The 22,818-nt window shown below is 66.0% G+C and carries 20 protein-coding genes and 2 tRNA genes; 15 read left to right on the top strand and 7 right to left on the bottom strand.

Translation table 11 applies throughout. The features are described from left to right. Nucleotides 1-68 precede the first annotated feature (68 nt). The 3 genes from AAC997_RS04090 to AAC997_RS04080 all read right to left on the bottom strand — a co-directional run bounded on the left by AAC997_RS04090 (nucleotide 69) and on the right by AAC997_RS04080 (nucleotide 2,231). Nucleotides 69-317: a DUF3297 family protein gene (locus AAC997_RS04090; RefSeq protein ID WP_215340273.1), complete on the bottom strand. Its 249-nt coding sequence runs from the start codon at nucleotides 315-317 to the stop codon at nucleotides 69-71. 125 nt (nucleotides 318-442) lie between these two features. Continuing rightward, a complete protein-coding gene (gene glnA, locus AAC997_RS04085; RefSeq protein ID WP_340644422.1) occupies nucleotides 443-1,852 on the bottom strand; it encodes a type I glutamate--ammonia ligase in 1,410 nt (469 codons plus the stop codon). Nucleotides 1,853-1,892: 40 nt separating this feature from the next. Next, nucleotides 1,893-2,231, bottom strand: coding sequence for a P-II family nitrogen regulator (locus AAC997_RS04080; protein ID WP_340644421.1), 339 nt, complete (start codon nucleotides 2,229-2,231; stop codon nucleotides 1,893-1,895). 233 nt (nucleotides 2,232-2,464) lie between these two features. On the opposite strand from AAC997_RS04080, the gene AAC997_RS04075 reads away from it, so the two are divergent. The 4 genes from AAC997_RS04075 to AAC997_RS04060 all read left to right on the top strand — a co-directional run bounded on the left by AAC997_RS04075 (nucleotide 2,465) and on the right by AAC997_RS04060 (nucleotide 6,901). Next, a complete protein-coding gene (locus AAC997_RS04075; RefSeq protein ID WP_340644420.1) occupies nucleotides 2,465-4,000 on the top strand; it encodes an acetyl-CoA acetyltransferase in 1,536 nt (511 codons plus the stop codon). A gap of 8 nt (nucleotides 4,001-4,008) precedes the next feature. Then, nucleotides 4,009-4,578: a histidine phosphatase family protein gene (locus AAC997_RS04070; RefSeq protein ID WP_340644419.1), complete on the top strand. Its 570-nt coding sequence runs from the start codon at nucleotides 4,009-4,011 to the stop codon at nucleotides 4,576-4,578. Between the two features lie 43 nt (nucleotides 4,579-4,621). Then, complete coding sequence (locus tag AAC997_RS04065; protein WP_340644423.1) at nucleotides 4,622-6,040, top strand: NAD(P)H-hydrate dehydratase; 1,419 nt, start codon at nucleotides 4,622-4,624, stop codon at nucleotides 6,038-6,040. Nucleotides 6,041-6,283: 243 nt separating this feature from the next. After that, nucleotides 6,284-6,901, top strand: coding sequence for a LysE family translocator (locus AAC997_RS04060; RefSeq protein WP_340644418.1), 618 nt, complete (start codon nucleotides 6,284-6,286; stop codon nucleotides 6,899-6,901). Between the two features lie 140 nt (nucleotides 6,902-7,041). On the opposite strand, the gene AAC997_RS04055 is transcribed toward AAC997_RS04060, so the two are convergent. Together AAC997_RS04055 and AAC997_RS04050 are read right to left on the bottom strand one after the other, a co-directional pair. After that, nucleotides 7,042-8,568: a tetratricopeptide repeat protein gene (locus AAC997_RS04055; RefSeq protein ID WP_340644417.1), complete on the bottom strand. Its 1,527-nt coding sequence runs from the start codon at nucleotides 8,566-8,568 to the stop codon at nucleotides 7,042-7,044. A gap of 69 nt (nucleotides 8,569-8,637) precedes the next feature. Further along, a tRNA-Leu gene (locus tag AAC997_RS04050) sits at nucleotides 8,638-8,722 on the bottom strand. A 181-nt stretch (nucleotides 8,723-8,903) separates the two neighbouring features. Here AAC997_RS04050 and AAC997_RS04045 point away from each other — a divergent pair. The 7 genes from AAC997_RS04045 (at nucleotide 8,904) to AAC997_RS04015 (ending at nucleotide 16,670) form a co-directional block, all read left to right on the top strand. Next, nucleotides 8,904-9,488 carry a class I SAM-dependent methyltransferase gene (locus AAC997_RS04045; RefSeq protein ID WP_340644416.1) on the top strand — a complete coding sequence of 195 codons (585 nt, stop codon included), beginning with the start codon at nucleotides 8,904-8,906 and terminating at the stop codon, nucleotides 9,486-9,488. 155 nt (nucleotides 9,489-9,643) lie between these two features. After that, nucleotides 9,644-11,002, top strand: coding sequence for a trigger factor (gene tig, locus AAC997_RS04040; RefSeq protein WP_340644415.1), 1,359 nt, complete (start codon nucleotides 9,644-9,646; stop codon nucleotides 11,000-11,002). 238 nt (nucleotides 11,003-11,240) lie between these two features. Continuing rightward, nucleotides 11,241-13,109, top strand: coding sequence for a TonB-dependent receptor (locus AAC997_RS04035; protein ID WP_340644414.1), 1,869 nt, complete (start codon nucleotides 11,241-11,243; stop codon nucleotides 13,107-13,109). A gap of 19 nt (nucleotides 13,110-13,128) precedes the next feature. Further along, complete coding sequence (locus AAC997_RS04030) at nucleotides 13,129-13,647, top strand: YfiR family protein (RefSeq protein WP_340644413.1); 519 nt, start codon at nucleotides 13,129-13,131, stop codon at nucleotides 13,645-13,647. A gap of 2 nt (nucleotides 13,648-13,649) precedes the next feature. After that, on the top strand, nucleotides 13,650-15,380 hold the full coding sequence (locus AAC997_RS04025; protein WP_340644412.1) for an ATP-binding protein: 1,731 nt from the start codon (nucleotides 13,650-13,652) through the stop codon (nucleotides 15,378-15,380). A gap of 142 nt (nucleotides 15,381-15,522) precedes the next feature. Beyond that, nucleotides 15,523-16,137 carry an ATP-dependent Clp protease proteolytic subunit gene (locus AAC997_RS04020; RefSeq protein WP_340644411.1) on the top strand — a complete coding sequence of 205 codons (615 nt, stop codon included), beginning with the start codon at nucleotides 15,523-15,525 and terminating at the stop codon, nucleotides 16,135-16,137. A gap of 5 nt (nucleotides 16,138-16,142) precedes the next feature. Next, nucleotides 16,143-16,670, top strand: a complete 528-nt coding sequence (locus AAC997_RS04015; protein WP_340644410.1) for a hypothetical protein — start codon at nucleotides 16,143-16,145, stop codon at nucleotides 16,668-16,670. Here the strand turns inward: AAC997_RS04015 and AAC997_RS04010 are convergent. Both AAC997_RS04010 and AAC997_RS04005 read right to left on the bottom strand, forming a co-directional pair. Next, nucleotides 16,660-16,914: a hypothetical protein gene (locus AAC997_RS04010; protein ID WP_340644409.1), complete on the bottom strand. Its 255-nt coding sequence runs from the start codon at nucleotides 16,912-16,914 to the stop codon at nucleotides 16,660-16,662. The genes AAC997_RS04015 and AAC997_RS04010 overlap by 11 nt on opposite strands. Before the next feature lie 12 nt (nucleotides 16,915-16,926). Next, nucleotides 16,927-17,592 carry an HAD-IB family hydrolase gene (locus AAC997_RS04005; protein ID WP_340644408.1) on the bottom strand — a complete coding sequence of 222 codons (666 nt, stop codon included), beginning with the start codon at nucleotides 17,590-17,592 and terminating at the stop codon, nucleotides 16,927-16,929. Nucleotides 17,593-17,931: 339 nt separating this feature from the next. Between AAC997_RS04005 and clpX the strand changes: the two genes are divergently transcribed. The 4 genes from clpX to AAC997_RS03985 all read left to right on the top strand — a co-directional run bounded on the left by clpX (nucleotide 17,932) and on the right by AAC997_RS03985 (nucleotide 22,587). Further along, nucleotides 17,932-19,194, top strand: coding sequence for an ATP-dependent Clp protease ATP-binding subunit ClpX (clpX, locus tag AAC997_RS04000; RefSeq protein ID WP_304780075.1), 1,263 nt, complete (start codon nucleotides 17,932-17,934; stop codon nucleotides 19,192-19,194). Between the two features lie 375 nt (nucleotides 19,195-19,569). Then, nucleotides 19,570-21,969 (top strand): endopeptidase La, encoded by a 2,400-nt coding sequence (gene lon / locus AAC997_RS03995; protein WP_340644407.1) that lies wholly within the window; start codon nucleotides 19,570-19,572, stop codon nucleotides 21,967-21,969. A gap of 158 nt (nucleotides 21,970-22,127) precedes the next feature. Beyond that, on the top strand, nucleotides 22,128-22,400 hold the full coding sequence (locus AAC997_RS03990) for an HU family DNA-binding protein (protein ID WP_293493154.1): 273 nt from the start codon (nucleotides 22,128-22,130) through the stop codon (nucleotides 22,398-22,400). A 110-nt stretch (nucleotides 22,401-22,510) separates the two neighbouring features. Further along, a tRNA-Val gene (locus AAC997_RS03985) sits at nucleotides 22,511-22,587 on the top strand. Nucleotides 22,588-22,818 lie beyond the last annotated feature (231 nt).

The following is a 22,818-nucleotide window of genomic DNA, read 5'->3' as shown; positions in this document are numbered from 1 at the left end:
GGCGGGCAGGGCGCCGACGATAGCGCCGTCCGGGGTGACGAGGACTATGCGCGCGAAGCGGGGCGGCTTCACGCCTCGGGGGTGTCGCGGAAGTAGGGCTCGACCGGGCCTTGCAGCTTCACGGTCATGGCGTTGCCCTTGCGGTCGACCGTTGCGCCGACCGACAGCCGCACCCATCCCTCGCTGACGCAGTATTCGTCGACATTGGTCTTCTCGACGCCCTTGAAGCGCACGCCCACGCCGCGCTCCAGGCAGGCGGCGTCGTAATAGGGGCTGTTGGGGCTGATCGCGAGGCGGTCGGGGGGCGTGTCGGACATGTCTGGGCCTTGAAGAACGTTTGGGCTTGAACCCTTGAGCCGGGTGATAGCCGCAACGCGGACAAAGCAAAAGGGCCGGAGATCGCGCTCCGGCCCTTCGCGTATGGTCTAGCGCGGAGCGCTGACTAGCACTTGTAGTACATCTCGAATTCCACCGGGTGGGGGTGGAGAGCGAGGCGCATGACCTCTTCCATCTTCAGCTCGATATAGGCGTCGATGAACTCGTCGGTCATCACGCCGCCGGCCTTCAGGAAGCCGCGGTCCTTGTCGAGGTTTTCCAGGGCTTCCTTGAGGGAGCCGCAGACTTCTGGAACCTTCTTCTGCTCACGCGGCGGCAGGTCGTAGAGGTTCTTGTCCTGCGGCGCGCCGGGGTCGATCTGGTTGATGATGCCGTCGATGCCGGCCATCAGCAGAGCGGTGAAGGTCAGGTACGGGTTGCCCATGGGGTCGGGGAAGCGGGCTTCCAGACGCTTGCCCTTGGGGCTGTCCACGTGCGGGATGCGGATTGAGGCCGAGCGGTTTCGGGCCGAATAGGCCAGTTTCACCGGGGCTTCATAGCCGGGCACCAGACGCTTGTAGCTGTTGGTGGTGGAGTTGGAGAAGGCGTTGATGGCCTTGGCGTGCTTGATGATGCCGCCGATGTACCAGAGGCACATCTGCGACAGGCCGGCGTACTTGTCGCCGGCGAACAGCGGCTTGCCCTCGCCCCAGATCGACTGGTGGACGTGCATGCCCGAACCGTTGTCGCCGAACATCGGCTTGGCCATGAAGGTGGCCGTCTTGCCGTAGGCCGCCGCCACGTTGTGGATGACGTACTTGTAGAGCTGCAGACGGTCGGCCATGACGATCATGGTGTCGAACTTCAGGCCGAGTTCGTGCTGGGCCGGGGCCACCTCGTGGTGGTGCTTTTCCGGCTTCATGCCGAGCTCGCCCATCACCGCCAGCATTTCGCCGCGCAGATCCTGGGCCGAGTCGATGGGGTTGACCGGGAAGTAGCCGCCCTTCGGACCCGGACGGTGACCCATGTTGCCTTCGGCGTATTCCTTGGCGGAGTTACCCGGCAGTTCGATGGAGTCATAGGAGTAGCCGGTGTTGTTCGGCTGCACCGACCACTTCACGTCGTCGAAGATGAAGAACTCGGCTTCCGGGCCGAAGAACACCGTGTCGCCGATGCCGGAGGCCTTGACGAAGTTCAGCGCCGCCTTGGCGATGGAGCGCGGGTCGCGGTCATAGGGGGTGCCGGTGTCGGGGTTCACGACGTCGCAGAACAGGCAGAGCGTCGTCTGCTGGTAGAAGGGGTCGATGTAAGCGCTGTCCAGGTCGGGACGCAGCTTCATGTCGCTTTCGTTGATGGCCTTCCAGCCGGCGATCGACGAGCCGTCGAACATGGTGCCGTCGTTCAGGAATTCATCGTCGATGAGGTCGATGTCGAAGGTGACGTGTTGCATCTTCCCGCGGATGTCGGTGAAGCGCACGTCGACGTATTTCACGTCCTTCTCTTTGATTTCGTTCAGAATGTCCTTGGCGGTCGCCATAGTCATAATCCCCTTGCAGATGTCTCGATAGGCTAAAGTCTTAGACGGCTGCGGCGCCGCTCTCCCCGGTTCGGATCCGCAGCACGTCGGTGATTTCCGAAACGAAGATCTTGCCGTCGCCGATACGCCCGGTGCGCGCCGCGCCGATGATCGATTCCAGCACGCGTTCCAGCTGGTCGTCGGCGATGACGACCTCGATCTTGATCTTGGGCAGGAAGTCCACGACGTACTCGGCGCCGCGATAGAGTTCGGTCTGGCCCTTCTGGCGACCGTAGCCCTTGGCTTCCATCACCGTCATGCCCTGAACGCCGAGTTCCTGAAGGGCTTCCTTCACCTCGTCGAGCTTGAACGGCTTAATGATCGCTTCGATTTTCTTCATGGCCCGATCTGGTACTCAAACATCGCCGCCCCAGCGGTTGCCGGCTACGAGCACGCTCCGACGCGGGGCGACAAGGGGGCGCCCGCCGAGGGGTGCGCGGTGGCGGATGGGAATCCGCAGATGTCTATTTTCTCAGCACAGCCTGCGCAAGAAATAACCACCGCCGAAATCGCCTTTGTCCGCCGGCTTCCGGCGCCTAGGATCGCCGCTCGAGTTCAGCGGAGGCGTGCGAGATGGACGACAGGACCCCAGTTCTCATCGGAGCGGGCCAATTCACCTATCGCGGTGACGCGGGCGCCTCGCCGTCCCCGACGCGGTTGCTGAAGATTGCGGCGGATCGCGCGGCCGCCGACGCCGGGCTGGGCGCCGAAGCCCTGGCGGCCATCGATGGGCTGGCCGTGGTGGGCTTCACCATCGATGCGCCCGGCGGTGGACGGCTGGTGCCGCACTCGACCAATCCGCCCGCGACCCTGGCCAAACGGATGGGCGCGAGCCCACGCTGGGCGGTCTATTCCCACATGGGCGGCAACAGTCCGCAGCAGATGATCAATGTGGCCTGCGAGCGGATCGCCCGCGGCGACAACGACCTGACCCTGGTGGTGGGCTGCGAGTTCCTGGGCTCGGCCACCAAGCGCCTGACCAAGGGCCTGGGCTTCGACGACTGGGACGACGCCGAGGACCTGCCGGAGCCGGACCGGATCGGTGACCCGCGACCCGGCTCGACGCCTTACGAGAACAAGCACGGGCTGGGTCGGCCCATCAATGTCTACCCGCTCTTCGAGAACGCCCTGCGGGGCCGCGACGGACGCTCGATCCCCGACCACCAGAAGCAGATGGGCGACCTCTTCGCCCCCTTCAGCGAGGTGGCGGCCAGGAACCCCGAGGCCTGGTTCCCGGTGGCGCGCTCTTCTGAAGAACTGGTCACCGTCACCGAGCGCAACCGCATGGTGGGCTTCCCGTACCCCAAGTACCTGAACGCCATCATGGAGGTCGACCAGTCGGCCGGCGTCCTGGTCTGCAGCCTGAAGAAGGCCCGAGAACTCGGTGTTTCAGAGGATAAACTCGTCTACCTGCACGGGTGCGCCGACGCCTATGACCTGTGGTTCCCTATCGACCGCCAGAACTACCATTCCAGCCCCGCCATGCGCCTGACCGGCCAGCGGGCGCTGTCGATGGCGGGCGTCAGCCTCGACGACATCGGCCACATCGATCTCTATTCCTGTTTCCCGGTCGCCGTGGAAATCGGCGCCGAGGAACTGGGGTTGAAGCTGGACGACCCGCGCGGCCTGACCGTGACCGGGGGCCTCCCCTATATGGGCGGGCCCGGCAACAACTACGCCATGCACTCCATCGCGGTGATGATGCAGCGGCTGCGGGACAACCCCGGCGACTGGGGCCTGGTGACCGCCAACGGCTGGTTCCTCACCAAGCAGTCCACCGGCGTCTATTCCACCAGCCCGCCGGCCAAGCCTTTCGAGCGGCAGGACCCGAAGGTGATTCAGGACCAGATCGACGCCCTGCCGCACCCGACTGTCATCGAACAGCCGCAAGGCGCCGCCACTATTGAGACGTACACGGTGGTTCACGGCCGGGAGGGCTACATGATGGGTATCGTCGTCGGCCGCGATTCCGAGGGCCGTCGCTTCGCGGCGGTCACTCCCAGCGACGAAGCTACCCTGCGTGATCTCGAATCGCGCGAAGGGGTGGGGCGTACGGGGACCGTTCGCCAGACCGAAGACGGCCAGAAGAACCTGTTCATTCCAGACTGAGATTTCCCATGTCGCGACTTTACCTGATCCGCCACGGCAAGCCCGCCGCCGTCTGGGGCGAGGCCGATGACGATCCGGGCCTGGACGACGCCGGCAAGGCCCAGGCGGACGCCGCCCGCGACGTGCTGATGGCCCTGCCGGCGGCTGAGCGACCCACAAAGGTTGTGAGTTCGCCGCTGCGCCGGTGCCGGGAAACCGCGATCCCGACCGCCGAGGCGCTCGGCGTCGAGATCGAGATCGACCCCTTCGTGGGTGAGATCCCCACCCCCAAGGGCCTGACCGCCGAGCAACGCCCGCCGTGGCTTCGTGAGGTCTTCCAAGGCAAGTGGAAGGACGTGAAGGGCGATCTCGACTACGACGCCTGGCGTCAAGACGTGGCCGGCTCGCTTAACGCGCGCGGCGGTACGGCGGTGTTCAGTCATTATGTGGCGATCAACGCGGTGATGTCGCAGCTTGCCGGCGATGAGCGCGTTCTGGTCTTCCGCCCCGATCACGCCTCGATCAGCGTGCTTGAGACGGATGGGAAGACCCTGAGATTGGTGGAGCAGGGGCGAGAAGCCTCCACCGGCGTCCTTTAGTTCCAGGAGTAAACGCGTGCGGCCGATCCTCACCGTCGCTGAGATGGCGGCCGCCGACGCCGCGGCGATTGCGGCCGGGACCAGCGGCGGCGAGCTGATGGCGCGTGCGGGCCTCGCCGTGGCCGACGCCATCTGTGAGCGTCACGCGCCGCGCGCCACCGCCGTGCTGTGCGGCCCGGGCAACAATGGCGGTGACGGCTATGTCGCAGCCCAGGTCTTGGCCGAGCGGGGTTGGGAGGTCTGGGTCGAGCGCCTGGCTCCGCCCGCCACCGAAGACGCCAAGGCCGCCGCCGCGCTCTGGACGGGCGAGACCTTCGAGGTCGGTGAGGCCACCCGGCAGGGCGAGCTCTTCGTCGACGCCCTGTTCGGCGCGGGGCTCAGCAAGCCCCTGGATGGAGAGGCGGCCCGACTGGCCCGGATGTGCGAGCGCATCCCCGACCGCGTCATCGCCGTCGATCTGCCCAGCGGGCTGGCCGGAGACACGGGCCACGTGCTCGGAGACGCCGCCGTCAGCGCCGCGCTCACCGTCACCTTCCATGCCAAGAAGCCGGCCCACGTCCTGGAGCCGGGGGCCGGCCGATGCGGGGAGATCGTGGTGGCCGACATCGGGCTGCTGACCGAGGAGGCGAGCCTGCTGGAGAACACGCCGGAGCTCTGGATGCCTCGTTTCCCCTGGCCGGGCGCGGACGCCCACAAGCACTCCCGAGGCCGCCTTGTGGTGGTGAGCGGCGAAGCCTGGAACACCGGCGCCGCCCGCCTGGCGGCCCGCGCCGGTCTGCGGATGGGGGCAGGGGTGGTGACCCTGCTGTCGCCCACCGAGGCTCTATCGGTGAACGCCGCCCACCTGGAGGCCGTCATGCTGCGCGGGTTCGACACCGAGGTGGAACTGGAGCAACTGGCAGCTGATGTAGACGCCGCCGTCATCGGCCCTGCCGCCGGGGTCAATGAGACGACTCTGCTCAACGTCCTGGCCCTGGCCCGCACTGGCGCGGCCCTGGTGATCGACGCGGACGCTATTACGGTCTTCCGCGACGACCCGGAGGAACTGTTCTCGGTCCTCGACGTGGATGACGTGCTCACCCCACACCCCGGTGAGTTCGAGCGCCTGTTTCCAGGGGTCCTGAAGGACGCGCCCGAGCGGATCACGGCCGCCCGCCGCGCCGCGAAGAAGGCCGACGCCATCGTCCTGCTGAAGGGGCCCGACACCGTCATCGCCGCCCCGGACGGCCGGACGGCGGTCAACACCAACGGCTCCCCTTGGCTGGCCACGGCGGGCTCTGGTGACGTGCTGGCCGGGTTCATCGGCGCGCTCATCGCCCAGGGTATGGAGAGTTTCGAGGCCGCCTGCGCGGCGGCATGGATCCACGCGGACGCCGCCGATCTGCACGGTCCTGGCCTGATTTCCGAGGACCTGCCTGGCTTGGCCCCCGCCGTCCTGCGCCGGCTCTACGACGCCCGCTAGACCTGTGGTCAAGCTTGAGTCCGCGTGCTACTTGCCGGGCGTACTCTAGGGATTTCCGCACACGTGACCCGCTCCTGCGCAGCTCTCGCTATTGCCGCCCAGGCCTTCATGGCCTGGCGCGTAGCTGTGCGCGAGGGGTGTGCGATCTAGGTTCGACCGATCCAAACCCCTCCCGACGCGGCGAGGGGTTTTCACGTTTCAAGCACCCCCCGTCCGTCTTCTGGCTACTCCAAAGGAAAGCCGATGACGTCGCTTACTCCGCAACTGCTGCTGGCGCTGTCTCTATTCGCCTTCGTCAATTCGATCACGCCGGGTCCGAACAACACCATGCTCATGGCTTCGGGCGCCAATTTCGGCTTCCGCGCAACCCTGCCGCATCTCAGCGGCGTGGCGATTGGGTTCGGGGTGATGGTGCTGGCGGTGGGCCTGGGTCTCGGCGGGCTGTTCATCGCCTTCCCCAGGCTTCACGACGTCTTGGCTGTGGCCGGCGGGATCTACATGATCTGGCTGGCCTGGAAGATCGCGACATCCAAGGGCATGGGGGGCGGGCAGGCGGGTGGCCGGCCTCAGACCTTCTGGCAGGCCGCGGCCTTTCAATGGGTGAACCCCAAGGCTTGGGCCATGGCCGTGGGCGCCATCAGCACCTACGTCCCGGCCGATCACTACAGCCTCAATGTCCTGGTCGTGGCCGTGGTGTTCATGGCGGTGAACGCGCCGTCGGTGACGGTCTGGACCGCCTTTGGCGTTGGTCTGCGCCGTTTCCTCGATCGTCCCGCGGTTCTGAAGACCTTCAACATCACGATGGCTGTGCTGCTGCTGACCTCGCTGATTCCATTGGCGATGGAGCTTGTGGGCGCCTGACGCGCCTTGGTGGGCTGGCCGTTCGCCTAGAGCCTTTTAGGGTCAGATGGAATCATCTGACCCGTTCAAAAAGGCGCTAAATTCAAAAGTGTAGAGCGCGTCGGACGGGTTAACCGGCGTCCACTTAACCCTGACGCGCTCTAGCGGTCGGCCAGCCGAAGCCTCAGGGCGTCGGTCACCTCACGAACGACAGGCTCCCACGCGCCGGGCTCCGGCTGGCGGAACAGCTCCACCGACCTGTACCAGGGCATGGACGATCCTGACGCGGTGTAGCGCCACTCGGGGCTGTGCGGCAGCAGGGTCAGGCAATCGGTCCCGATCGCGCCGGCCAGGTGCACGACGGCGGTCTGAACCGACACCACCACATCGAGATTGGCGATCAGGCCGGCCAGATCCTCGAAGTCGTGGAGCTCAGAGGGATCGAAGGCGCGGATCGGATCGTCACGACTGGTGTTCAGCTCCGCAAGCTCGGCGGCGACGTCGCCGTACTGCAGGCTCACGAACGCGCAGTCGGGCAGGTCGAGCACCGGCGACAACTGCTCCAGCGACAGCGAACGTTGGCTCCGGCGGGTGCTGGGCACGCCCCCGCGCCACGAGAGACCGATGCGGAGCCCCCTCGGGCGCGGTCCCAGCCGCTCGGCCCAGGCCTCACACACTGCCTGACTCGCCCTTAGATAGGGGGTTCGGGGGAACTCCGCCTCGCTGCGGCGATAGAGTCGTCCCAGGCTGCCCATGGCCACTAGGGTGGAGTCCGGCGCGACGGCCAGGACAGGTGGGTTTCCCAGCCCTTGGAACGCCACCCCTTCGAAGGACGCGGAGAACAGTCGCGCGAGCCGGAGGTCGCAGACACAGGTGAGCTTGGCGGCCGCCGCGGCGACATCTGGAACCATGCTGGCGAACATCACCTGGTCGCCGAGCCCCTGTTCGCCGAGCAGCAGGATATTGGAGTTGGAGACCTGCTCGGCCGGCATGCGCCGGGCCACCCGAGTCATCAACGGCTGGTAGAAGCCCATGGACGAGGCGATGAAGGCGGAGACATTGAGGCGGGCCTCGTAGTCGTCCCAGCCGCCCGAGAAGTCGCGGAGCAACAGACGAACGGTGCTGCGCCGGAAGACAGCCAGCGCCTGATTTGGCTGGCGGGTGATCGCCTGATCGAAGCTGCGCAGCGCCGTCTCGTTTTGGTTCAAAGCGGCGTAGGTGAGCCCCAGCTTGGTAAGGGCTTCGTACGTCACGTCGTCGAAGGCTGCGGCGTCGCTGTAGCTCTGCAGGGCTTCCTGAAGGCGAGCCAGCCCGGTCAGGGCGTTGCCGCGGGTCAGCAGCGCCTGGCTATGGCCATGGTCGGCCGCAAGGGCGGCGTCCGCCAGGGCCAGGGCCTCGGCATGCCGCTCACTGGCGCCGAGCAGGACGCCGAGATTCCGGTGCGCCGGGGGGTGGTGCGGACGGTGATCCAGCGCGCGCCGAAAGCGCAGTTCGGCCGCGTCCCACTGGTTGAGCGCCATCTCCGCCGATCCGAGGGCGACCAAGCCTTCGACATGGTCGGGTGCGGCTACAAGCATATCGCGCAGGGTGGCGGCCGCAGCGGTGCTGTCACCGGCGCGCAGCTGCTGCAGGCCGAGTTCCAACTGCGCAGCAAGGTCGCGCGTCGGCGCGGTCGGTGGTTGGGTCATCGCCGTCACCTTGTCGATGAGGCGGGGCTCTGCAAGGAAATTTCCGGCTTCGTCACGGCGTTGAGCACGTGGTGCGGCTAGAGGGACTCGAACCCCCACGCCTCTCGGCGTCTGGACCTAAACCAGGTGCGTCTACCAATTCCGCCATAGCCGCAGAACTGAGGCGTCTATAGCTGGACGCAGGAAATGGGCAAGCAAATCGTCGCGCATCGCGTGAGCGCATTCCCTTTTGGGGAAAGGGTTTCCAGCGCCGGTGGCGCGAGTTGGCTAGGCCAGGCGTCTTGACCTGACAGACGCCGACGCAGAACTTTGCCGATAGGTGCGGGGAGGCGGCATTGTCCACGAGCTATTATGATGAGAACGCCGAGCTGTTCTTCGCCGACACGGCTTATGTCGACCTGTCGGACGGCCGTAGGCGCTTCGTCGAGGCCCTGCCGCCGGGCGGTCGGGTGCTGGACGCGGGTTGCGGCTCGGGCCGCGACGCGCTGGCCTTCCGGGATCTGGGATTCGACGTCACGGCCTTCGACGGCTCCGCCGCGATGGTGGCGAAGGCCTCGGCCCACACGGGCCTTCCGGTCCTTCATCTCGACTTCGCGGAGGTCGCATGGCGCGAGACCTTCGACGGGATATGGGCGAACGCGTCCCTGTTGCACGTTCCGCGCTGTGACTTGTGCGAGGTGATGCGTCGGCTGCGGCGCGCCCTTGTCCCCGGGGGTGTCTGGGAGTTGTCGTTCAAGCTCGGCAGCGGGGAGCGGCAGGCGCACGGCCGGCTGTTCACCGATCTGGACGAACCGGGCGCCCGGGCCCTGATCGCCGAGGTCGGCGGCCTGGAAACCCTCGCCATCACCCTCAGCTACGACGTGCGTCCGGGCCGCGAGAGCGAGGGTTGGACCAACCTGCTGGTTCGCCGGCTGGGGTGAGGGCCGCCAAGCCCCTCTTTGGACTTGGAGTGCGCGCCGTGAAATGACATAAGGTCGCCCGCTCGCCGCCAGCCCTGGCGGCGCTTACCTATTCAGCCGAGGCGGACCTGAAAGGCGCACGACGCGCGCCGTGTCCGGAAAATTCAAGAATGTCGATGCAGATCGTTGAGAAGTCTGGTGAAGGCCTGAGCAAGGTCTTTAGCGTCACCGTCCCGATGTCGGACCTGGTCGAGCGCCTGGACGCCAAGATCGCCGAGATCACACCTACCCTCAACATCAAGGGCTTCCGCCCCGGCAAGGTGCCCCAGGCCCACGTCCGCAAGCTCTATGGCAAGTCCATCATGAGCGAAGTGGTGGAGCAGACCCTCAACGAGACCACCCAGAAGGTGCTCGAGGAGAACAAGCTTCGCCCCGCCGGCGATCCCGACCTGACGCCGAACGGCGACATGGCCGAGGTCATCGATGGCAAGGCCGACCTGGCCTATGACATCGCCATCGAGGTGATGCCCGAGTTCGAGCCCACCGACCTGACCAAGATTTCGCTGAAGCGTCCCGTCTACGAGCCCACCGACGCCGAGGTGGACGAGGCCGTGGACGAGCTGGCCAAGCAGAACCGCACCTATGAGACCCGCACGGGCAAGTCCCTGAAGGCCAAGGACGGCGACATGGTCGTCATCGACTTCATCGGCCGCGCCGACGGTGTCGCCTTCGAAGGTGGCACGGGGGTCGACACCGAGCTGGTGCTGGGCTCGGGCAGCTTCATTCCGGGCTTCGAAGAGCAACTGGTCGGCGCCAAGCCGGACGACAAGGTCATGGTCAAGGTGACCTTCCCGGCCGAGTACCAGGCCCCGAACCTCGCCGGCAAGGACGCCGAGTTCGAGACCACGGTGAAGGAAGTGAAGGCTCCGGTGGAGTCCAAGGCCGATGACAGCCTGGCCGAGCGCCTGGGCGTCGAGAGCCTGGAAAAGCTGCGCGAGCTGCTGAAGACCAACCTGGAAAGCCAGTATTCCGGCGCCTCGCGCTTCAAGCTGAAGCGCGCCCTGTTGGACGTGCTGGACGAGAAGCACGACTTCCCCCTGCCGCCCAAGATGGTCGAGGCCGAATTCGCCCAGATCTGGGGTCAGGTTCAGTCCGACAAGGAGCGCGGCACGCTGCCGCCGGAAGACCTCGAAAAGACCGAGGACGTCCTGCAGACCGAATACCGCAAGATCGCCGAGCGCCGCGTGCGCCTGGGTCTGGTCCTGGCCGAGATCGGCCGCGTCAACAACGTGCAGATCACCGATCAGGAACTGGCCGAAGCCATGCGGGCCGAAGCCATGCGCTATGGCCCGCAGGCCCAGCAGATCTTCGACTTCTTCCGCCAGAACCCCGCCGCCCAGGCCCAGCTCCGGGCCCCGATCTTCGAGGACAAGGTCGTCGACCTGATCATCGAACAGGCCAAGGTGAAGGATCAGAAGGTCACCAAGGACGACCTGCTGAAAGAAGACGACATGCCGGAGGGCTACGGCGCCTGAGCCGAGCCCAAGGACGCGATTTAGGGCGCCCCGCGGGGCGCCCTTTTTCGTTGTGGAACCAATTTGGGTCCCTTCGCGTTGCGGTTGATCGACTAGGGCTGCGGCCTCGTCAGCATGCTTGCGGGTCTGGGCGATTCACCCTGGAACCGCTTCGGTAACAGGTGGGCGGGGGCGCCGAGTGTCATTCTTCGGTCAGACCAAGGGTAGAGCTGTCGCGTTAGGCGCAGTTGTCGCTTTGATGGTGGCGCTGCCGGCCTGGGCTGACGCCGCAGACGCGGGGGCGCTTACCGACCTTTCCCGTCTCTCGCTGGAAGAACTGGCCCATGTTGAGATCACTTCGGTCTCCAAGCGCCCGGAGGCCCTGAGCGGCGCGCCGGCCGCCATCTATGTGATCGCCGGCGATGACATCCAGCTCTCCGGCGCCGACAATCTGCCCGAGGCGCTGCGCTTGGCGCCCAATCTGCAGGTGGCGCGCCTGAACGCCTCCAGCTACGGGATTTCCGCGCGAGGCTTCAATCACTCGACGGCCACGGCCAACAAGCTGCAGGTTCTGGTCGATGGCCGCAGCGTCTACACCCCGCTCTATTCCGGCGTCTTCTGGGACGCTCAGGGGGTCATGCTCGACGACATTGAGCGCATTGAGGTGATCAGTGGCCCAGGTGGCACGTTGTGGGGCGCGAACGCTGTCAATGGCGTCATCAATGTCATCACCCGAAAGACCGCCGACACCCAGGGTGGCCTGGTCAACCTGACGGCGGGTTCCGACGACACCGTCGCCAACCTGCGCTACGGCGGTCGTTTCGGCGAAACCGGCGCTTTCCGCGTTTACGGCATGGCCGCCGACTATGGCGAGAGCCGCACGACGGCCGGTGGTGGTGGACGCGACTCCTGGGACCGGGCGCAGGCCGGGTTTAAATTCGACTGGGGCGGAACCGACGACCGGTTCACCCTGCAGGCGGACGTCTATGAAGGCTCCAGCAATCCGTTGGCCGGGGCGCGGGCCGAGGGCGTCATCGGCGGTGCGAACCTGTTGGGCCGTTGGGTTCATAACCCAGAGGGCGGCGGGGTCCTGGAAACGACCGTCTACTATGCCCGCGACGACCGAACGATCACCTCCGGCATCAAGGACAGCCTCGACGTCTATAATCTGGATCTGCAGTTCGCCCTGCCAACGCGGGGACGCCACACTATCGTGGTGGGCGGCGGCTACCGGCAGAACCAGGACAACTTCCGCGGCGGTTTCCGCACCTCGTTCCTCGATCCCGCCAGCCGGACCACCCGGCTTGGCAACCTCTTCGCCCAGGACGAGATCGCTCTGCGCGACGACCTGATCCTGACCCTGGGTCTGAAGCTGGAGCACAACAGCTATACGGGCCTGGAATACATGCCCAATGCGCGGCTGGCCTGGCGACCAAGCGATCACGCCCTGATCTGGGGGGCGGTGTCCCGTGGCGTCCGGACGCCTTCGCGGTTTGACCGTGACCTGATCAATCCGGGCCTTGTGGCGGGCGGGCGGGCCTTCGTGTCCGAGGAGCTTGTCGCTTACGAACTCGGCTATCGCGGCCAGCCCGCCCCCAATCTCTCCATCTCCGTCTCGGCCTATTTCAACGTCTACGACAACCTGCGGACCGCGGAGGCCAGCACGGCGGCGGTCTTCCCGCTGGTGATCAAGAACGGGATGCGCGGCGAGACCTATGGTGTGGAGGCCTGGGCCACATGGCAGGTGCGGGAGGGCTGGCGGCTGAGCGCCGGCGCCAGCGCTCTGCACAAGGACCTGTCGCTTGACCCCGCGAGCCGAGACATCTTCGGTGTCGACTTCGCCGGGAACGACCCGGACTATCAACTCTCGCTGCGCTCACACATGAACCTCTCGCCGACTGTGGGCCTCGATCTGGACCTGCGCAGCATCGACGGCCTGAAAAGCCCCGCCGTCCCGGCCTATACCGAGCTGGACGCGCGGTTGGCCTGGCGGGTGTCGGATCAGGTCGAGCTGGCGGTGGTGGGCGAGAACCTGCTCAACGACCAGCATCTGGAATTCGTCAACGGCTCCCTCGCGCGCCGTGAAATCCCGCGCAGCGTGCGCGCCAGCCTGCGCTGGGGCTTCTGAGGTGCGGTCGGCGCTAGGGTTGCTGAGCGCCGCCGTCCTTTCTCTCGCGACCGCGAGCACGGCCAGCGCCGCAGGCAGCCTCGAGGCGCCGGTCAAGGCGACCTATCTCTACAAGTTCGTCCCCTTCGTGGAGTGGCCGTCCACCGCCTTCGCCTCGTCCACCCAGCCGGTGGTGCTCTGCGTCCTGCGGGGCGACCCTTTCGGCGCGGTGCTGGATCAGGCCGTGCGTGGCCAGAAGATCGGCGTGCGCGCCATCGCGGTCCGCAGGCTGGCCAGGACGGAGAAGGCGACGGGGTGTCACGTGCTCTATCTGACCGCCCCTCACGCCCCCGCCGCCGTGGAGGCGTTGCATAGCGCCCGTGGTGCGCCGGTGCTCACCGTCACCGATGGGGCCTCGGGTTCGGGCGGCATTGTTCGCTTCGTGCTCCGCGACAATCGTGTCCGGTTCACCATCGATCCCGCCGCCGCCGCCGCCAACGGTCTGACCATCTCCTCCAAGCTGCTGACCCTGGCGCTCGACGTCCGAGGGGGGAGGTAGGGATGGCGCTGCTGGACAAGTTGCCGATCCGCTGGAGCCTGATCCCGCTCATCGCCGCCGGTGGCGCGATATTGCTGGTGCTCAGCGGCGTGGCGATCGGGGTCTATGACGAACAGAACTACCGCGCCCAGAAGATTCGCGAGGCCACGGCCCAGGGCGAAATCCTGGCGGCGACCGTCACCGCCGCGCTGGCCTTCGACGACCGGCCGGCCGCGCAGGAATATGTCGAAGCGCTACGGGTCAATCCGCAGGTGGTCTCGGCCGGGGTCTATAACGAGGCCGCGACCCTGGTCGCCGACTACGCCCGCGATCCCGGCGGCCATGCCGATCCGACCGTGACGCTTCACGCGCCGGCCTTCGTCGGGCGCTATCTGATCGTGGTGGCGCCGGTGGCGGAGGCCGGACAGCATCTTGGTCTGGTGGCCCTGCGCATCGACGCCGACCCCATCGCACGGCGGTTGTCGCGCTATGTCGGACTGGGACTGTTGCTGATCATGGCGCTGCTGGTGGTGGGGGTTCTGGCCGCCGCCCATGCCGTGCTCACCCGCACCAACAGCGATCTGGCTGACGCCAACCGCAATCTTCAGGATGAGATGCACGAGCGCGAGCGCGCCGAATCCGCTCTCCGGCAGAGCCAGCGGATGGAGGCCATGGGCCAGCTCACCGGCGGCGTCGCCCACGACTTCAACAACATCCTCATGATCGCCTCCAGCGGCCTGGACCTCATGGAGCGCACCGACAAGCCCGAGCGCCGCAAGTTGTTGATCAACGGGATGCGTCAGGCCGTGGATCGCGGCGCCAGCCTGACCCGCCAACTGCTGGCCTTCTCGCGGCGGACCTCCCTGCGGCCGGAGGTGATTGACCTGACGGCCCAACTCGAGGGCATGCGCCTGTTGCTCGACCGTTCGCTGGGCGAGGACATCTCAGTGGTGGTGGATCTGCCGGAGGGGCTGTGGCGCGTGCGGGTCGATCCATCGGAGTTTGAGCTGGCGATCCTCAACCTGGCTGTGAACGCCCGCGACGCGATGTCGGGTGGCGGCGCGATCACCATTGGCGGCGAAAACCGCCTGGCAGGCGTCGACGCCGCCATACCAGGCGACCACGTCTCCCTTCGGATCACCGACACCGGCACGGGCATGACCCCTGAAATCCTGTCGCGGGTGTTCGAGCCGTTCTTCACCACCAAGGCGGTGGGCAAGGGGACGGGGCTGGGCCTTAGCCAGGTTTACGGCTTCAGCCGCGCCTCGGGCGGCGACGTGCGCATCGAAAGCGAAGTGGGCCTGGGCTCCACGATCTTCCTGCTGCTCCCCCAGACCGATGAGCCGCTGCCGGCCCCCGCCCCGGAACTGTCGCCGGTGGCGCGCGCGCCAGGCGGGCAGGGCGACCTGCTGCTGGTGGAGGACGACGAGGGCGTCGCCAGCCTGGTCTGCGTCATGCTCGTGGAGCTCGGCTACAACGTCACCCGCGTCGACTGCGCGGCCGAGGCCATCACCGCCCTGGAGGCCAACCCGGCCTTCGACATCGTGTTTTCCGATCTGGTGATGCCCGGCGAGATGGACGGAATCGCCCTGGCGCGGGAGATTGGCCGCCGTTGGCCCAGCCTGCCGGTGCTGCTGACGACCGGCTTCAGCCCCGGCGTCGCCGCCGCGGCTCAGGAGGGGCTGACCCTGCTCACCAAGCCCTACGGGATCGGGGCCCTGGCCGCCGCCCTGGACGCCGCGAGACCCAACTGAGGCCTCCGGAAACCACTTTCGCCAACTCTTAAGAGCTATCGGGGCTATTGGTCACCTTGCGCAGGCCACACCGGCACGCGATATCCAACGGGTACACGGCTCGCGTTCGAGAGTCGTTCACATCGAGAAGGGCTGCCTCCCCATGTTTGATCCGCCGACGACCGCCCTTAACCTTGTCCCGATGGTGGTCGAGCAGACCAGCCGCGGCGAGCGTGCATTCGATATCTTTTCCCGCCTCCTGAAGGAGCGGGTGATTTTCCTGAACGGTCCCGTCGAGGACGGGATGTCGGCGCTGATCTGCGCCCAGCTGCTCTATCTTGAGGCCGAGAACCCCAAGAAAGAGATCCAGATGTACATCAACTCGCCGGGCGGCGTGGTGACCTCGGGTCTCGCGATCTACGACACCATGCAATACATCAAGAGCCCCGTGGTCACGCTCTGCATGGGCATGGCCGCGTCGATGGGTTCGTTCCTGTTGATGGCCGGCGAGGCGGGTTCGCGGATTTCCCTGCCCAACGCCCGCATCATGGTACACCAGCCGTCGGGCGGCTATTCCGGCAAGGCCTCGGACATCGAGCGTCACGCCGAGGACATCATCAAGACCAAGCGCCGCCTGAACGAAATCTACGCCAAGCACACGGGCCGGTCCTATGAAGAGGTCGAGGAAAAGCTCGACCGCGACACCTTCATGACCGCCGATGAGGCGAAGGACTGGGGTCTGATCGACCACGTCCAAGCCAACCGCGCCGAAGACTAAACCCTGTGACCCCGCACACCCTGGTGGTGGGCGGAACCGGGATGCTTTCCGGACTTTGCGAGGCGCTCGCCGACGATGGCGGGCGCCTTTCGATTTTGTCGCGCCACGCATCACGGACCTCGGTCGGCGACGGCTTCGACTGCGACTACTACGATCCGGCCTCTTTCTCGGCGGGCCTCGACGCCGCCGTTGCGCGATCGGGGCCGATCACCTTGGCCGTCGCCTGGTTTCACACCCTGAAGATCGAGGCGCCGCGCCTGCTGGCCATGCAGGTCGAGGGGCGGCTGTTCCAGGTTCTGGGCAGCGCGGTGGCCGACCCCTCGCACCCGTGGCGACTGGAGACCGCTCGGGAGCGGGCCGACGGTTCGCCCGTCTGCGAGCTGCGGCAGGTGGTGCTGGGCTTCAAGGTCGAGGCGGGAGGTTCCCGCTGGCTGACCAACCGCGAGATTTCGGACGGCGTGCTGGACGCGGTCCGGACAGATCGACCGCTCACGATCATCGGCCAGACCAAACCGTGGTCGGCTAAGCCCTGAGGCGGGCCTGCGCCGCTGCGATCAGGGATTCGCCGCTTGTCGTCACGTCGAACCGGTCGAAGTCTCTGTCGTCGGCGGCGCGGACGTCGCCAAACAGGCCCTTGGGGTCCTCGTGAAAATGCAGGAACGCGCGGGACTTGCGGTAGAAGACGCCCCGCTTCTTCTCGGTCAGGCCGGGCAGGGCGCGGACGCGGGCTAGCAGGGGTTCGAGCTGATCCAGCGCGATATCACCGGCGTGCTTCATGGCGCTGGGCCCTCAGGGACGTTCCTTGAAGACACGATAGCCCCGGTGATCGGCCAGCTTCAACATCTCGCGGTCGCCGCTGGTGTCGCCATAGGCGGCCTTCAGGGTGAAGTCCGGGCCGAACATCGCCCTCAGACGGCGCACCTTTTCCGGCCCGCGGCAATTTGCCCCCAGGAAGCCGCCGGTCACACGATCATCCGCGTCGAAGGCCAGTTCCGTGGCGATCAGGGCGTCGGCGCCCAGGCCTCGGGCGAAGGGGGCGACGATGAGGTCAGGAGAAGCGCTGACGATCACCAGCTTGGCGTGCCGCTGACGCCAGCGCCGCCAGGTCTGCAGGGCGTCGGGGCGCAGCAGGCTGGGAGCGGCGACCTCGGCGAAGGCGCGGGCCTGGGCCTCCAACTCGTCTCGGGTCATTCCCTTGAGGAATTCCCGCACGGCCGCCGCCTTGATGCGTCCACGATTGTGGTGGCCGAGATAGGAAATCGCCGCGGGAACCAGGCGGGTCATGCCGGCCATATAGCGGCCCTGGTCAACGCGCCACTTGAGGAACTCGGTGAAGCTGTCGCGGACGGTTATGGTGCCGTCGAAATCGAAGGCCACGACGCCAGCGTCTTCGATCTGGTCGTCGAGCATCTCGTTGGAAGGCGCACCACCGCCGCGCAGAGATTTTTTCGCCATGGCCAACCCCCTCGCGCCCTCGCGGGCACGTGTCTACCCAGAACAATCGGCAGGCGCAGCGCGGACCTTGGGGGGTGAGGCGTTTCGCGGCGCCGGGCGCCGAAGGCTTGTCCCGAACTGGCGCACACCCATCTAGGGATTCGGAGCTGCCCGCCATCGGGCGCCCCCACCGCCAATTGTCGCGATGTCCCCCAAAGGCTTGTGATCCTTGGTCGGATCGGGGACTGTCAAGGATTAGACAACCTGCGGCGCGTATCCTGCACTGATGGCGTCAGGAAACGCCTCCGGGGACTGACGTCCTGGCCCGCCGGCCTAGCGTCGAAAGAGTGAGAAACGACCATGACCAAGGCCGCCAGCGGAGACTCCAAGAGCACGCTTTACTGCTCATTCTGCGGCAAGAGTCAGCATGAGGTTCGCAAGTTGATTGCGGGCCCCACCGTGTTCATCTGTGATGAGTGCGTAGAGCTGTGCATGGATATCATTCGGGAGGAGCACAAGATCTCCTTCGTGAAGTCCAAGGACGGCGTGCCGACCCCCAAGGAAATCCGCGAAGTCCTCGACGATTACGTGATTGGCCAAGATCACGCCAAGAAGGTGCTCGCGGTTGCTGTCCACAATCACTACAAGCGCCTCAACCACGCATCGAAGAATAACGACGTCGAACTGGGCAAGGCCAACATCCTGCTCATCGGTCCGACCGGCACCGGCAAGACCCTGCTGGCGCAAACGCTCGCCCGAATCATCGACGTGCCCTTCACTGTCGCCGACGCCACGACGCTCACCGAAGCGGGCTATGTCGGCGAGGATGTCGAAAATATCATCCTGAAGCTGCTCCAGGCCGCCGACTACAATGTCGAGCGGGCGCAGCGTGGCATCGTCTATATCGACGAGGTCGATAAGATCAGCCGCAAGTCGGACAACCCGTCCATCACCCGCGACGTGTCGGGCGAGGGCGTGCAGCAGGCTCTGCTGAAGATCATGGAAGGCACCGTCGCCTCCGTGCCGCCGCAGGGCGGGCGCAAGCATCCGCAGCAGGAGTTCCTGCAGGTCGACACCACCAACATCCTGTTCATCTGCGGCGGCGCCTTCGCCGGGCTTGAAAAGATCATCTCGGCGCGCGGTCAGGGCACCTCGATCGGCTTCGGCGCCAAGGTTTCGGACCCCGACGACCGCCGCACCGGCCAGATCTTCCGCCAGGTGGAGCCGGACGACCTGCTGCGCTTCGGCCTGATCCCGGAATTCGTCGGCCGTCTGCCGGTCATTGCGACCCTGGACGACCTGGACGAGCCGGCCCTGGTGAAAATCCTCACCGAGCCGAAGAACGCCTTCGTGAAGCAATACCAGCGTCTGTTCGACATGGAGAATGTCGGCCTGACCTTCACCGACGACGCCCTCAACGCGGTGGCCCGCAAGGCCATCATCCGCAAGACCGGCGCGCGCGGCCTGCGGTCCATCCTGGAAGGCATCCTGCTTGAGACCATGTACGAGCTGCCGACCTATGACGGCGTCGAGGAAGTGGTGGTGAACGCCGAGGTCGTCGAAGGCCGGGCCCAGCCCCTGGTCATCTATGCCGAGCGCCGCGACAAGGGCGGCGCGGCCTAAACGCCGCCTTCCACCTGCGAATTTCAACGACCGCGGCGTCCTCGCCGCGGTCGTTTTCGTTTCAGGCCACCGCCGGGGGTCTTTCGGCCGTGGGGGGAGACGGGGCCGTGAGCGTTGAGCCGGCTTGGAAAGGCTCTTGCGCCTGTTGCGGCGGCGCACCATTTCCTGTGTCTCGGGCGTCACGAAATTCAGACGCATTGTCGCGGACGATCTGGCTCAGCTTGTAGAGGGGGCCAAAGCGTCCACATAAATGGCCGACAATTCGCCCAAGCTGGGCGGACGGGCCGACCGACTCAGACACATCGTCTGGGGGAAACCGGTCGGAATATGGGACGGGCCCTGCTTTGGAAGGGGGCCCACCAGGAGTAGATGCATATGTCTGAGATCAAGACTCTGCCCATTCTTCCGTTGCGGGACATCGTGGTCTTCCCGCACCAGCCGGTGCCGCTGTTCGTGGGCCGGGAGAAATCCGTCCGCGCGCTGGAGGAGGCCATGAAGGCCCCCGGCAAGCAGATCCTGCTGGCCACCCAGAAGGACAAGGACGACGACGATCCGTCTCCCGACGCGATCTATGACGTCGGCGTGGTGGCCTCGGTGCTGCAACTGCTGAAGCTCCCCGACGGCACCGTGAAGGTGCTGGTGGAGGGCAAGGCCCGCGCCGGTATCTCCAAGTTCACCGATCAGGCCGAGTTCTACGAAGCCGATGTCGCCTTCATCTCCGAGGATGGCGCGGCCTCGACCGAAGCCGAGGCGCTGTCGCGCGCGGTCGTCGAGCAGTTCGAGAACTATGTGAAGCTCAACAAAAAGGTGCCGCCGGAGGCCCTGGCCTCCATGCCCCAGGTCGACTCGCCCGGCGAGCTGGCCGACCGCATCGCCAGCCACCTGTCTGTGAAGATCGCCGAGAAGCAGAACCTGCTGGAAATCTTCAATGTCGTGAAGCGCCTGGAGAAGGTCTACGCCCTGATGGAGGGCGAGATCAGCGTCATGCAGACGGAAAAGAAGATCCGTAACCGCGTGAAGCGCCAGATGGAGAAGACCCAGCGCGAGTACTATCTGAACGAGCAGATGAAGGCGATCCAGCGCGAGCTGGGCGAGCAGGACGACAGCCGCGACGAGCTGATCGAACTCGAGAAGCGCATCAAGAAGACCAAGCTCTCCAAGGAGGCCCGCACCAAGGCCGACAGTGAGCTGAAGAAGCTGCGCAACATGAGCCCCATGTCGGCGGAATCCACCGTCGTGCGGAACTATCTCGACTGGCTGCTGTCCATTCCGTGGGGCAAGGCCAAGACCAAGCCGATCGACCTGGTGAAGGCAGAGGCGGTTCTCGAGCACGACCACTACGGCCTCGAGAAGGTCAAGGAACGCATCCTGGAATACCTGGCTGTCCAGGCGCGGACCGGCTCCCTGAAGGGTCCGATCCTCTGCCTGGTGGGGCCGCCCGGCGTGGGCAAGACCTCGCTCGGCAAGTCCATCGCAGAGGCGACGGGCCGCGAATTCGTGCGCGTGTCCCTGGGCGGGGTGCGCGACGAGGCTGAGATCCGCGGTCACCGCCGCACCTATATCGGCTCGATGCCCGGCAAGGTCATCCAGTCGATGAAGAAGGCCAAGTCGACCAACGCCTTCTTCCTGTTGGACGAGATCGACAAGATGGGTTCCGACTACCGCGGCGACCCGTCCTCGGCCCTGCTGGAAGTGCTGGACCCGGCGCAGAACTCCACCTTCGCCGACCACTACCTCGAGGTGGACTATGACCTGTCGCCGGTGATGTTCGTCACCACGGCCAACAGCCTGAACATGCCTCAGCCGCTGCTGGACCGCATGGAGATCATCCGCATCCCCGGCTACACCGAGGAGGAGAAGCTGGAGATCGCCAAGCGCCACCTGCTGCCCAAGCTGACCAAGGACCACGGCCTGACGCCGGTGGAGTTCGTCGTCCCCGACGACACCATCCGCGACCTGATCCGCTACTACACCCGCGAGGCCGGTGTGCGGTCGCTGGAGCGGGAGCTGGGCAACCTGGCGCGGAAGACCGTCCGGGACCTGGGCCGCGAGAAGCTGCTGGCCATCACCGTCGATGACGAGCGGCTGGCCAAGTACGCCGGGGTCAAGAAGTACCGCTATGGCGAGACCGACGCGGAAGACCAGGTGGGGATCATCACCGGCCTGGCCTACACCGACTTCGGCGGCGACATCCTGACCATCGAGGCGGTCAAGATGCCCGGTAAGGGCCGCATGTCCATCACGGGCAACCTGAAGGACGTGATGAAGGAATCCATCTCGGCGGCGCACTCCTATGTTCGCAGTCGGGCGGTGCACTTCGGGATCGAGCCGCCGGTCTTTGACAAGACCGACGTGCACATCCACGTTCCCGATGGCGCAACCCCCAAGGATGGTCCCTCCGCCGGCGCGGCCATGGCCACGGCCATCGTCTCGGTGCTGACCGGAATTCCGATCCGCAAGGACATCGCCATGACCGGCGAAGTCACGCTGCGGGGCCGGGTCACGGCCATCGGCGGCCTCAAGGAAAAGCTGCTCGCGGCCCTGCGTTCGGGGGTCAAGACCGTGCTGATCCCCGAGGAGAACATGAAGGACCTGGCCGACGTCCCCGATAGCGTGAAGAACGGGCTGGAGATCATTCCGGTGTCCAACATCGACGAAGTGTTGGCGCAGGCCCTGACGCAGCCGCTGACCCCGATCGAATGGACGGAGCCTGTGACCCCCACGATCCCAGCCGCGACCGATGACAGCGATCCAGAGGCCATTTTGACGCACTGAATACCGGATTAACTGCAAATAATTGGGCGGCGCGGGGTATTCCCGCGCCGCCTTCGTTTGACGCCTGCCGCGAGACCGCCATAATCGCGTCACGCGAAGCAGCCTCGCGAACACTGCGGGGGGTCCGCGGACCTATAACGGGCTGGGAGAAACACCAAATGACCAAGGCCGAACTCGTCACGGCGATCGCCGAAAAGGCGGGCCTCAACAAGGCGCAGGCGAAAGACGCGCTGGAAGCCTTTATCGATTCCGTCACCGCCTCTCTGAAGAGCGGTGAAGAAGTCCGGCTCGTGGGTTTCGGCAGCTTCGTGCCGGTCAACCGTGCGGCGGGCACCGCGCGGAATCCGCGCACCGGTGAAACCGTGCAGCGCCCCGCGTCCAAGACCGCGCGCTTCCGGGTTGGCGAAGGCCTGAAGAGCTCGCTGAACTAAGCGGCTCAGGATCTACAGATGTTTCGAAGGGGCGGTCGCCGGGGAGGCGGCCGCCCTTTTCATATGAGGGTTTCTGTGCGCCGGGGAGGGCGCTAAGAACCGGCCTCGACGGGCGGCTAGCTCAGCTGGTCAGAGCACCTGGTTTACACCCAGGGGGTCGGGGGTTCGAGCCCCTCGCCGCCCACCATCCTGCTTCGCGCCCCCGCGCTTCGCAGGACAAGTCCCGCCTCAGGAGCCAAGGTGAGCCTATGCTCTACCGTCCTCTCGGCAAGACCGGCCTGACCGTTTCGGAGATCGGGTTCGGCTGCGCCAGCTGGTGGGGCCAGAAGGCCTTCGACGAGGGGCAGGCGGTCGCCCTCGTCCACGCGGCGCTCGACCGGGGCGTAACCTTTCTCGACACCGGGGCGAGCTACTCCAG

The sequence above is a fragment of the Phenylobacterium sp. genome (assembly GCF_037968635.1).
Classification (GTDB): domain Bacteria; phylum Pseudomonadota; class Alphaproteobacteria; order Caulobacterales; family Caulobacteraceae; genus Phenylobacterium.
The sequence above is the reverse complement of the archived record's forward strand: the minus strand, read 5'-3'. Positions and strand labels throughout refer to the sequence as shown.